Genomic DNA, 12296 nt, shown 5'->3' on the forward strand with positions numbered 1-12296 from the left:
AAAAAATGAAAATAACATTAGATAGAGTAAACGAAAATTTTCACTTTCAATTAAAAAATGATCGTGGCCATATAGTAAATCTAGATGCTAGACCTGATTTTGGTGGAAATGATATGGGACCAAGTCCAATGGAGTTAGTATTAATGGGTGTTGCAGGCTGTAGTGGAATCGATATGATTTCGATATTAAAAAAGCAACGTCAGAACATTACCTCTTTCAAAGCTGAGGTTGAGGGCGAACGCGTTCAAGTTGGCGAAGCAAAACCATTTAAAGATATTTATGTGGTTTTCTATTTAGAAGGGCCAATCAATGAAGATAAAGCAGCAAGAGCAGCACAGCTTTCTTTTGAAAAATACTGTTCCGTTTCTAAAACATTAGAACCAACGGCAACTATACATTATAAAGTAGTTTTGAACGGAGTGGAATTACCAAAATAACAATTACACAACTTTAAACCTCAAACTTTAAACTTTTTTAATAAAAAATAATGAACGAACAAGAATTTGGTTTTGAAACTCAAGCCATACGCAATCAATTAGAACGCACTCAATATTTAGAGCATTCCGTGCCTTTGTACTTAACTTCTAGTTTTGTATTTGAAGATGCCGAAGATATGCGTGCTTCATTCGCTGAAGAGAAAGATCGAAATATTTATTCTCGTTACAGTAATCCAAATACGAACGAGTTTATCGATAAAGTTTGCCAAATGGAAGGTGCGGAATCTGGTTTTGCTTTCTCATCCGGAATGGCGGCGGTATATTCTACCTTGGCTGCTTTGTTAAACTCAGGAGATCATATCGTTTCTGCAGGAAGTGTTTTTGGTGCAACACACTCTTTGTTTATGAATTATTTTCTAAAATGGGGAATTGAAACCACTTATTTTGATATTAATAAACCCGAAACTATTGAAAGTTGTATCAAACCAAATACTAAAATTCTTTTTGCCGAATCACCTACGAATCCTGCAATTGATATTATCGATTTGGAATTGCTTGGTGATATTGCTAAAAAGCATAATCTAGTTTTGATTATCGACAACTGCTTTGCAACGCCATATTTGCAACAACCTATTAAATGGGGAGCGCATTTGGTGGTACATTCAGCAACAAAATTAATGGACGGTCAAGGTAGAGTTCTTGGTGGAATAACTGTAGGTGATGCTGAATTGATTCAAAAAATCTATTTGTTTTCTCGACTTACAGGGCCTTCTTTATCACCGTTTAATGCGTGGGTATTGTCAAAAAGTTTAGAAACTTTGGCAATTCGTTTAGACAGACACTGCGAAAATGCGATGAAAGTAGCTGAGTTTTTAGAACAGCATCCTAACGTAAATAAGGTAAAATATCCGTTCTTGAAATCGCATCCACAATATGAAATTGCTCAAAAACAAATGAAATTGGGTGGTAATATTGTTGCTTTCGAAATCAAAGGCGGTCTTGAAGCCGGAAGAGCTTTCTTAGATAAAATAAAATTATGTTCGTTGTCACCTAATTTAGGAGATAGTAGAACTATTGTTACACATCCTGCTTCTACAACACATAGTAAATTATCAGTCGAAGAGCGTTTGGCTGTAAGTATTACGGATGGTTTAGTAAGGGTTTCTGTTGGATTAGAAACGGTAAAAGATGTAATTGCTGATTTGGAGCAAGCACTTTCGTAAAATTACAGATTTCAAAACACCGATTTTCAATTGTAGATTTGACACCAATTGAAAATCGGTATTTTATATATCTTACTTAAATATTTTTTAAATGCTTTCAAAGAAAACAAAATACGGAATTAAAGCACTAACTTTTTTGGCACGCCAAGAAGATCAAACGCCTGTGCAAATTGCTGAAATAGCAAAAAGCGAAAATATTTCGATTAAGTTTTTAGAAAGTATTTTATTGCTTTTGCGTCACTCTGGTTTTTTGGGAGCTAAGAAGGGCAAAGGTGGAGGATATTACTTAATAAAAGATCCTAAAGATATTAATATGGCTCATGTCTATCGAATTCTCGAAGGGCCAATTGCTTTATTGCCATGTGTGAGTCATAATTTTTATGAAAAATGTGATGATTGTATTGATGAAGCTAGCTGTTCTGTACATAAATTAATGACAGAAGTGCGTGATAATACCTTGATGATTTTAGAGAATAACTCTCTTGCAGACATTTCTTTTTAGTTAATAAAAGTTAATTAAGTTTTGTAATTAGTAAAAAAATATTATTTTTGCACTTTAATCCACTATTCCGATAGGGTAATGGATTTAAAAAATAAATTAATAGTTGAATTTTTTTAAAATGAGTAAAGAATTGAAAGAAAATAATGTTGCAATTAAAACAGAAACTACTTTTGTAGAACGTTTATGGGTTTTGATACCGGTAATTTTATTGGTAGGGTTATTGTCGACATTAGTGTATAACCATTATAATGAGTTTTCTTGGAATGGCTTTATAGCAGGTTTTAATCAAGAATTTTTAATCTTTTTTGCTATTGGTGTTTTTGCACAATTAGTAGATGGTACTTTAGGAATGGGTTATGGTGCAACTTCAACTTCTTTTTTATTAGCATATGGAGTTCCTCCAGTTATTAGTAGTACAGGAGTTCACGTTGCTGAAATGTTTACTACTGGAGCTTCGGCTATTTCTCATCACAGATTTGGAAATATAAATAAAAAATTAGTAAAACATCTTTTGATTCCAGGCGTTTTAGGTTCTGCAACTGGAGCTTATTTATTGTCGGATGTAATTGATGGAGATGTAATTAAGCCATTTATTGCAGTGTATATGATTGTTTTGGCAATTATAATCATGAAAAAAGCATTGAAAAAGAATATTGTTAAAAAGAAAACAAAAAGTTTGGATCTTTTAGCTTCTTTCGGAGGATTTATGGATGCCGTTGGAGGAGGAGGATGGGGACCTATTGTTACGTCTACATTATTAGGACGTGGTAGAAATCCTCGTTATACAATTGGTTCTGTAAATGCGGCGGAATTTGCAGTTTCTTTTGCAAGTGGAATCACATTTATGCTTTTTGGAGGAATTCACGGATGGCAAGTAATTATTGGTTTGATTTTAGGTGGAGTTATTGCAGCGCCACTAGCAGCTTTTTTAGTAAATAAAATTCAAAGAAAGCCAATGATGATTGCAGTAGGCTTATTAATTATCGTTTTGAGTTTAAGAACATTATCTAAATTATTATAATGAGTGTAGCAATTGCAAATACTTTATTAGATAAAACGAAAGGGTTTAGTATTGAAGAGACACTTTCATTTTTAGCTAACGAATACAAAGACAAAGTAGTTTTTTCAACTTCTTTTGGTCAAGAAGATCAAGTGGTTACGGCTTTAATCGCCAAAAATGATTTGCCAATTACCATTTTTACTTTGGATACAGGAAGATTGTTTCAAGAAACCTATGATGTTTTTCATAAGACACTGAAAAAGTATAAAAAAGAAATCAAAACGTATTTTCCTGAAGCGTCTCAAGTAGAAGAATTGTTGAATAAAAAAGGACCTAACAGTTTCTATGAATCAGTTGAAAATAGAAAAGAATGTTGTTTTATTCGTAAAGTAGCACCTTTGACCAAAGCATTGAAAGGAAACACAATTTGGATTACTGGACTAAGAGCAGAGCAGTCTGAAAACAGAAGTGATTTAGATTTTTTTGAGTATGATGCCCATTTTGATATCATCAAATTCAATCCGCTATTGAAATGGACTTTAGAAGAAGTTCAGAAATATATAGACGAAAACAATGTGCCGCAAAACACATTACATAAACAAGGTTTTGTAAGCATAGGTTGTGCGCCATGTACCAGAGCAATTGCACCTGGAGAAGATATTAGAGCAGGAAGATGGTCTTGGGAATCAAGTCATAAAGAATGTGGTTTGCACCAGAAATAATTATAAATTATAAATGATTGTTGAAATTTTTCAATCATTTAAATCTTTAAATAAACACGATGAGTTCAATATTAAAAACAAATGCTTTAGAAAGCGAAGCGATATACATTTTCAGAGAAGTAATTTCTCAGTTTGATAAACCAGTTTTGCTTTTTTCAGGTGGGAAAGATTCAATTACATTGGTGCGTTTAGCGCAAAAAGCTTTTTTCCCTGCGAAAATTCCTTTTCCTCTTTTGCATGTTGATACAGGACATAACTTTCCTGAAACAATAGAATTTAGAGATAAATTAGTGGCGGAATTAGGATTAGAATTAATCGTTCGTAATGTGCAAGATGCTATTGACGAAGGAAAAGTTGTTGAAGAGTCAGGAAAATATTCTAGTAGAAATAGTTTGCAAACAACTACACTTTTGGATGCAATTGAAGAATTCAAATTTGATGCTTGTATAGGTGGAGCACGTAGAGACGAGGAAAAAGCAAGAGCTAAAGAACGTATTTTCTCTGTTCGTGATGACTTTGGTCAATGGGATGAGAAAAACCAACGTCCTGAGTTGTTTGATATTTTGAATGGAAAAATTGAAAATGGTCAAAATGTTCGTGTGTTTCCAATTTCTAACTGGACTGAATTAGATGTTTGGAGTTATATTGAACAAGAACAAATTGAAATTCCATCAATTTACTTTTCACACAAACGTAAAGTATTCTTAAGAGATGGATTAATTTGGTCACACTCTCCATTTGTTTACCAAGAAGAAGACGAAGAAGTTGAAGAAAGAATTGTTCGTTTTAGAACCGTTGGAGATATGAGCTGTACGGCAGCAGTTGAATCTTATGCAGCAACGATTCAAGAAGTAGTAGGTGAAATCAGATCTTCGACTATTTCAGAAAGAGGAGCCAGAATTGATGATAAGCGTTCTGAAGCCGCAATGGAAAAAAGAAAACAACAAGGATACTTTTAGAATTATTTTAAATGTTGAATTTTAAATTTTAAATGAATGAAAGTGACATTAAAATTTAAAATAATCAACAGCATTTAAAATTCAAAATTTATAATTTAAAATAATAAAAAACTGATGGAAGTTTTAAAAATAGCAACAGCAGGTAGTGTAGATGACGGAAAGAGCACATTAATCGGGAGATTATTATACGATACAAAATCGTTGACTACCGATAAAATTGAAGCAATAGAAAAAAGCAGTAAGCAAAAAGGATATGATTATTTAGATTTTTCATTGGCTACTGATGGTTTAGTTGCGGAGAGAGAACAAGGAATCACAATTGATGTGGCTCATATTTATTTTTCGACTGCAAAGAAAAGTTACATCATTGCAGATACTCCTGGTCACGTAGAATATACGCGTAATATGGTTACGGGTGCTTCTACTTCGCAAGTATCTATCATTTTGATTGATGCTCGTAAAGGAGTAATTGAGCAAACATACCGTCACTTTTTTATCAATAATTTATTGCGTGTAAAAGAGGTAATTGTTGCAATTAACAAAATGGATTTAGTGGATTACTCTGAAGAAGTATTCAACAAAATCAAAACTGATTTCCAAGAATTGAACAGCAAAAGTTCTTTCAAAGAGCAAAACGTAAGTTATATTCCGTTGAGCGCTATCAATGGAGGAAATGTTGCTGATAAATCGGAGAATATGCCTTGGTATACAGGACAAACTGTATTAGAGCATTTAGAAGCTTTAGAGCCAGAAGATGTTTTTGAAACAGGTAAAGCACGTTTCCCAGTTCAAACGGTTATCAGACCAAAAACAGAAGAGTATCATGACTTCAGAGGATATGCTGGAAAATTGTACGGAAACAATATTAAAGTGGGAGATGCAGTAACGGTTCTTCCATCTTTGACAGAGTCTAAAGTGACTAATATTCACTTTTTTGATCAACAATTTGACGAAGCAACTGCAGGTTCTTCTATCACTATTGAATTAGATAATGATATCAATGTGACTAGAGGGGATATGATTGTAAAATCAAATGAGTTGCCTAAAATTGAGAAAGATATCAATACAACTATTTGTTGGATGGACAGCAAAAAGTTAGTTGCGGGGACAAAATATTTAGTACAACACAACACCAACAGAGTTTTAGCAAAAATTGAAAGCGTTAAAAATGTAATTGCAACTGATTATTCAGGAGTGACACCAGCGACTCAATTGAGCATTAATGAAATAGGTGAAGTGACTATTAAATTAAGCAAAGCTTTGTATTTTGATGCCTATAATGACAACAAATCGAACGGCGCTTTTATTTTAATTGATGCTGCAACCAATACAACTGCTGGAGTTGGATTTATAAAATAAATCTAGCTTTTGCTAAAAAAATAACTACAGATGCAAAGTTTTAGAACCGAAATAGAAGATCCGATTGTCCAAAAAGACATTATCGATTTAGAAAGAAAAATTGCTTTATTCCGTGACGGAAAAATTGATGATGAGCGTTTTCGTAGCCTTCGTTTGGCTAGAGGTGTTTATGGTCAACGTCAGGAAGGTGTACAAATGATTCGTATCAAATTACCATTTGGTAAAGTGACTAGCGAACAATTGTTGCGTATTACTAAAGTTTCTGATGAATATTCAACAGGACGTTTGCACATAACAACACGTCAGGATATTCAAATCCACTATGTGAGTTTAGATAGAACACCACAACTTTGGGCAGAATTAGAGAAAGATGATGTTACGCTTCGTGAAGCTTGTGGAAATACCGTGAGAAATATTACGGCTAGTGAAACAGCAGGAATTGATTCAGAAGAGCCTTTTGATGTGTCGCCTTATGCACATGCTTTGTTTCAGTTTTTCTTGAGAAACCCAGTTTGTCAGGAAATGGGACGTAAATTTAAAATGTCATTTTCTTCTTCAGATAAAGATACAGGTTTGAGCTATTTACACGATTTAGGATTTATTCCAAAAATTGTAAATGGCGAAAGAGGTTTTAAAGTGATGTTAGGTGGTGGACTAGGTTCTCAACCAAGTCATGCCGAATTATTATCGGAATTTATTCCAGTAAACCAAATTATTCCTACTACGGAAGGAGTTTTGAGAATTTTTGACCGCTATGGCGAAAGAGCAAAACGTTTGAAAGCACGTATGAAATTCCTAATCAAAGAGTTGGGAAGAGACGAGTTCTTACGATTGGTTGAAGAAGAGAAAAAAGCGTTGTCTTACCAAACAGTTGAAATTGACACTACTGCTTTTGATGGTGAAATTCCAGCTCCTTTATTAGAAGCACCAAAAGTAGTTATCGAAGATACAGCTGCTTTCGAAGCTTGGAAAAAATCAAATGTAATTGCGCAAAAACAAGCGGGTTATGTTGCTATTGGAATCAAGGTTTTATTAGGAGATTTTTATACAGATAAAGCGAGAGCATTGGCTGAATTAATCAAAAATTATGCAGCTAATGAATTGCGTTTTTCTTTGAGACAAGATATTTTAATTCGTCACGTAAAAGAAGAAAACCTACCGTTTTTCTACCAAGAATTAGCCAAATTAGATTTTGTTGCATTGGGTTACAATACCATTGCAGATATTACAGCTTGTCCAGGAACAGATACTTGTAATTTAGGAATCGCAAGTAGTACTGGAATCGCAGTAGAACTAGAAAGAGTTTTAGAAACGGAATATCCACAATACAGCAACAATCAAGATATCACGATTAAAATCAGTGGTTGTATGAATGCTTGTGGACAACACAATATGGCTGAAATAGGATTTCAAGGAATGTCTATCAATGCTGGAAAATTAGTAGCTCCTGCGCTTCAAGTGTTATTAGGAGGAGGAAATTTAGGAAATGGAAACGGAAGATTTTCGGATAAAGTAATCAAAATTCCTAGTAGAAGAGGACCTGATGCTTTGCGTTTTATCTTAAATGATTTTGAAGCAAATGGAAACGGACAATCGTTCTTAGAATATTATGACGCTAAAGGCGAGAAATATTTCTATGAATTTTTAAAACCATTAGCTGATGTTACTAATTTAACCGAAGCAGATTTTGTAGATTGGGGTAATGCTGATAACTACGTAAAAGCGGTTGGTGTTGGAGAATGTGCAGGTGTAGTAATTGATTTAGTAGCTACTTTATTATTTGAAGCTAAAGATAAATTGACTTTTGCACAAGAAGCTTTTGAAGAAGGAAAATGGGCAGATGCTATTTATTTAGCTTACGCAGGATATGTAAATGGTGCAAAAGCATTATTACTTGCTGAAAAACAAAAAACAAACCACCACGCTGGAATTATCGATTTATTTGATACCGTTTTTGTTGAAAGCAATAAAATTAAGTTGAATGGAACTTTCAAAGCTTTGGTTTACCAAATCAAAGAAAATGAGCCTTCGGCTGAATTTGCAAAAAAATACATTCAAGAAGCAGTTTCATTTTTTGAAACTATCGAAGACTATAGAGCCAAAGATTTAGCTAATGCATAAAACAATACAACCCAAAGTAACTTTAGTTGGCGCTGGTCCTGGTGATCCAGATTTGCTTACTCTGAAAGGAGTAAAAGCACTTGCTGAAGCGAATGTGGTTTTGTATGATGCCTTGGCCAATGAAGAAATAATGACTTACACTCCTAAAAAAGCGATTCGGATATTTGTTGGAAAAAGAAAAGGCTGTCACGAATATACGCAAGATCAAATCAATCAGTTGATTGTAGATAATGCGCTTACCTATGGGCATGTCGTTCGATTGAAAGGTGGTGATCCGTTTATTTTTGGTCGTGGAAGTGAAGAAATTGAATATGCTGAAAGTTTTGGAATTCCTACCTTTGTTGTGCCTGGAATTTCATCATCGATTGCAGTTCCTGCTTATCAAGGAATTTCTTTGACAAAAAGAGGAACTTCTGAAAGTTTTTGGGTAATTACAGGAACAACTTCTGATAGGAATTTGTCTGATGATGTGGCGTTAGCAGCGCAATCTTCAGCAACTGTTGTGATTTTGATGGGAATGAGTAAATTAGCACAAATAGTTTCTTTGTTCCAAAAGGAATCCAAAGGAGAAACGCCCGTTGCAATTATTCAAAATGGAACTACTCCACAAGAAAAAATTGGAGTTGGAACTATAAATAGTATTCAAAAAGTTGTTGCCGAAAATAATTTGAGTTCTCCAGCCATTATTGTTATTGGTGAAGTAGTCAAACAAAGCAATAAATTAAAAGGGTTTTACGAAGAGTTTATTTTAAGTAGAATCGCATAAAAATTAAGTAATAAATTATTCCAGCCCTGGCTCCCTCTCTTTCGGAGAGGGTTGGGGAGAGGAAAATAAGATAACAATGGAAAGAAATGAATTATATCCTGTTTTTTTAAAACTACAAAACCTTAATGTGTTGATTGTAGGCGGAGGAAACGTGGGTTTAGAAAAATTGTCTTTCATGTTGAAATCGAGTCCAAATGCTAATGTTGAGGTTGTGGCACCAAAGTTTTTACCAGAACTAGAAGCTTTAGTACAAAAACATCCTTCGGTAAAATTGACCTATAAAAAGTTCAATCGCTGGATGCTTCGCAAACGCCACATGGTAATTGCTTGTACGGATGATTTGAAAGTAAATAAAAGAGTATTCGACTTGTGCCGAAAAAGGCATTTGATTTGCAACATAGCGGATACGCCAAATTTATGTGATTATTATTTGGGTGGTATTGTGACCAAAGGAAATGTGAAAATTGCTATTTCTACCAATGGAAAATCGCCAACTACAGCCAAAAGATTACGCGAGTTTTTTGAAGAAATCATTCCGGACGATATTAATAAAATGGTCGAAAACCTAAATGAATATCGCAAAACGCTAAAAGGAAATTTCGAGGATAAAGTTCAAAAGATGAACGAAATCACCGAAGCATTAAAAAATAAAGAATAAGTTGCAATTTTAAGCGAGTGATATTTATCACCTTATGAAATAAAAATCATTCGTTCTTTTGCATTTGAATATAAAGAAGCATAATTATAAAAGAGTAAAATTAAATATAATGGTTAAAACAGACATACTTATAATAGGAGCCGGACCAACAGGTTTATTTGCAGTTTTTGAAGCAGGATTGTTAAAATTAAAATGCCATATCCTTGATGCATTACCACAAGCTGGTGGGCAACTTTCGGAATTGTATCCAAAAAAACCTATCTATGATATTCCAGGTTTCCCGGAAGTATTAGCAGGTGATTTGGTTGATAATTTAATGGAACAAATCAAGCAATTCGAACCAGGATTTACTCTTGGAGAACGTGCTGAAACAATCGAAAAACAAGAAGATGGAACTTTTATAGTGACTTCAAATAAAGGAAAAAAATTCCATGCGCCAGTAATTGCTATTGCAGGTGGATTAGGAAGTTTTGAACCAAGAAAACCACTTATTGAAGATATCGAGTTTTATGAAGATAAAGGAATTAAATACTTTATCAAAAACCCAGAAAAATTCAGAGACAAAAGAGTCGTAATTGCAGGAGGTGGAGATTCCGCTTTAGACTGGAGTATTTTCTTGTCAAATGTTGCTTCTGAAGTAACGTTAATTCACAGAAGAAACGAATTTAGAGGAGCTTTAGATTCTGTTGAAAAAGTTCAAGAATTAAAATCAGCTGGAAAAATCAAAATGATTACTCCAGGTGAAGTTGTTGGATTGAATGGAGCAGAACATTTAGAATCTGTTGATGTGGATATTGACGGAGCACACAGAAATATTCCAACAGATTATTTCATCCCACTTTTTGGATTAACACCAAAATTAGGACCTATTGGAAACTGGGGATTAGAAATTGAGAAAAATGCAATCAAAGTAAACAACGCTTTAGATTATCAAACAAATATCCCTGGTATTTTTGCCATTGGTGACGTAAATACGTATCCAGGTAAATTAAAATTGATTCTTTGTGGATTCCACGAAGCAACAATAATGTGTCAGGCAGCCTACCAAATTATTAATCCAGGTAAAAAATATGTATTAAAATATACAACCGTTTCTGGAGTAGATGGATTTGACGGTACTCGTAAAGAAGCGCCAAAAGCAGTGGTAAAAGCCATCGTCTAATACAAATTAGCATACAAGCAAAAAGCGCTATTACTTCATAAGTTTTAGCGCTTTTTGGTTGTTAGGTATAGAACCAAGCCTTTTTTTTGCTCCGAAAATCTAATTTTTTTAAAGGATAGTATTTTATATTTTTTTAAAGCGAATGAATGGCGTATTTTTGCCAAGATTTTTTCCTGCTGTACGCTTTATCTTTTATGCCAAACACTGGCATAAAAGGATGTCGCTCCCATCAGGGCTAAAAGTAAAAATTTGTTATTTTTTGGTTGCATTTTAACCATCAAAACACAACAATTAAAACACACAAAATGTCAACAATTCAAGAAGCCATTAAAAAAAATATACTCGTACTCGATGGAGCTATGGGAACCATGTTGCAACGCTACAATTTTTCGGAAGAAGATTTTCGTGGCGAACGTTTCAAGGATTTTCCATATTCTCTAAAAGGGAATAACGATTTATTGTCAATCACTCAGCCTCACGCAATAAAAGCCGTGCATGCAGCTTATTTTGAAGCAGGAGCTGATATTGTAGAAACCAATACTTTTTCGGGAACTACAATCGGAATGGCGGATTATCATCTGGAAGATTTAGTGTATGAATTGAATTATGAATCTGCAAGATTAGCCAGAGAAGTAGCAGATGAATTTACGGCTAAAAACCCAGATAAACCCCGTTTTGTAGCAGGTTCAATAGGACCAACAAACCGTACAGCAAGTATGTCGCCAGATGTAAATGATCCGGGATACAGAGCGGTCACTTTTGATGATTTGCGTATTGCTTACAAACAACAAGTGGAAGCTTTGATGGATGGAGGTTGTGATTTGTTATTGGTGGAGACAATTTTTGATACTTTAAATGCAAAAGCAGCTCTTTTTGCTATCGAAGAAGTTAAAGACGAACGTAAAATTGATATTCCTGTAATGGTTTCAGGAACAATAACAGATGCATCAGGAAGAACGCTTTCTGGTCAAACAGTTGAAGCATTTTTGGTTTCGGTTTCACACATTCCATTGTTGAGCGTAGGTTTTAATTGTGCTCTTGGAGCTGATTTGTTGAAACCGTATTTGCAAACCTTGTCGCACAATACTTCTTTTAATGTTTCGGCGCATCCTAATGCAGGATTGCCCAATGCTTTTGGAGAATACGATGAAACACCAGAACAAATGCAAGCGCAAATACGCAGTTATTTAGAAGATAATTTAGTCAACATCATAGGTGGTTGTTGCGGAACAACACCAGAACATATTAAGTTGATTGCTGATATTGCAAAGGACTATAAGCCTAGAGTATCAACAGCAACAATGTAATCGTAAAGACGCGTTTATCGGGTCTAAATTATAGCAACGAATTCAGAAATTGATTTTCAAATTCGAGGCAAAACAAAATA

The 12296-nt window shown here is 34.2% G+C and carries 12 protein-coding genes; all 12 read left to right on the top strand.

Annotation, left to right across the window (positions count from 1 at the left end; genetic code table 11):
- The first annotated feature begins 5 nt into the window (after window positions 1–5).
- The 12 genes from C8C88_RS07870 (at window position 6) to C8C88_RS07925 (ending at window position 12216) form a co-directional block, all read left to right on the top strand.
- Window positions 6–437 (top strand): OsmC family protein, encoded by a 432-nt coding sequence (locus C8C88_RS07870; protein ID WP_121337577.1) that lies wholly within the window; start codon window positions 6–8, stop codon window positions 435–437.
- A gap of 50 nt (window positions 438–487) precedes the next feature.
- On the top strand, window positions 488–1660 hold the full coding sequence (locus C8C88_RS07875) for a PLP-dependent aspartate aminotransferase family protein (RefSeq protein WP_121337578.1): 1173 nt from the start codon (window positions 488–490) through the stop codon (window positions 1658–1660).
- A 91-nt stretch (window positions 1661–1751) separates the two neighbouring features.
- Window positions 1752–2162 (top strand): Rrf2 family transcriptional regulator, encoded by a 411-nt coding sequence (locus C8C88_RS07880; protein WP_121337579.1) that lies wholly within the window; start codon window positions 1752–1754, stop codon window positions 2160–2162.
- A gap of 118 nt (window positions 2163–2280) precedes the next feature.
- Window positions 2281–3183, top strand: coding sequence for a sulfite exporter TauE/SafE family protein (locus tag C8C88_RS07885; protein WP_121337580.1), 903 nt, complete (start codon window positions 2281–2283; stop codon window positions 3181–3183).
- Window positions 3183–3884 (top strand): phosphoadenylyl-sulfate reductase, encoded by a 702-nt coding sequence (locus C8C88_RS07890; protein WP_121337581.1) that lies wholly within the window; start codon window positions 3183–3185, stop codon window positions 3882–3884. Before C8C88_RS07885 ends, C8C88_RS07890 begins: the two co-directional genes overlap by 1 nt.
- 59 nt (window positions 3885–3943) lie before the next feature.
- On the top strand, window positions 3944–4843 hold the full coding sequence (gene cysD, locus C8C88_RS07895) for a sulfate adenylyltransferase subunit CysD (protein WP_121337582.1): 900 nt from the start codon (window positions 3944–3946) through the stop codon (window positions 4841–4843).
- 114 nt (window positions 4844–4957) lie between these two features.
- Window positions 4958–6202 (top strand): sulfate adenylyltransferase subunit 1, encoded by a 1245-nt coding sequence (locus C8C88_RS07900; protein ID WP_121337583.1) that lies wholly within the window; start codon window positions 4958–4960, stop codon window positions 6200–6202.
- Window positions 6203–6232: 30 nt separating this feature from the next.
- Window positions 6233–8323: a HEPN domain-containing protein gene (locus tag C8C88_RS07905; protein ID WP_121337584.1), complete on the top strand. Its 2091-nt coding sequence runs from the start codon at window positions 6233–6235 to the stop codon at window positions 8321–8323.
- Window positions 8316–9089: a uroporphyrinogen-III C-methyltransferase gene (gene cobA, locus C8C88_RS07910; protein WP_121337585.1), complete on the top strand. Its 774-nt coding sequence runs from the start codon at window positions 8316–8318 to the stop codon at window positions 9087–9089. The genes C8C88_RS07905 and cobA overlap by 8 nt, the downstream gene beginning before the upstream one ends.
- 76 nt (window positions 9090–9165) lie before the next feature.
- Window positions 9166–9747, top strand: a complete 582-nt coding sequence (locus C8C88_RS07915; RefSeq protein ID WP_121337586.1) for a bifunctional precorrin-2 dehydrogenase/sirohydrochlorin ferrochelatase — start codon at window positions 9166–9168, stop codon at window positions 9745–9747.
- 109 nt (window positions 9748–9856) lie between these two features.
- Window positions 9857–10909 carry an NAD(P)/FAD-dependent oxidoreductase gene (locus C8C88_RS07920; protein ID WP_121337587.1) on the top strand — a complete coding sequence of 351 codons (1053 nt, stop codon included), beginning with the start codon at window positions 9857–9859 and terminating at the stop codon, window positions 10907–10909.
- Between the two features lie 305 nt (window positions 10910–11214).
- Complete coding sequence (locus C8C88_RS07925; RefSeq protein WP_121337588.1) at window positions 11215–12216, top strand: homocysteine S-methyltransferase family protein; 1002 nt, start codon at window positions 11215–11217, stop codon at window positions 12214–12216.
- Window positions 12217–12296: the final 80 nt, after the last annotated feature.

This window comes from Flavobacterium sp. 123 (assembly GCF_003634825.1).
GTDB lineage: Bacteria > Bacteroidota > Bacteroidia > Flavobacteriales > Flavobacteriaceae > Flavobacterium.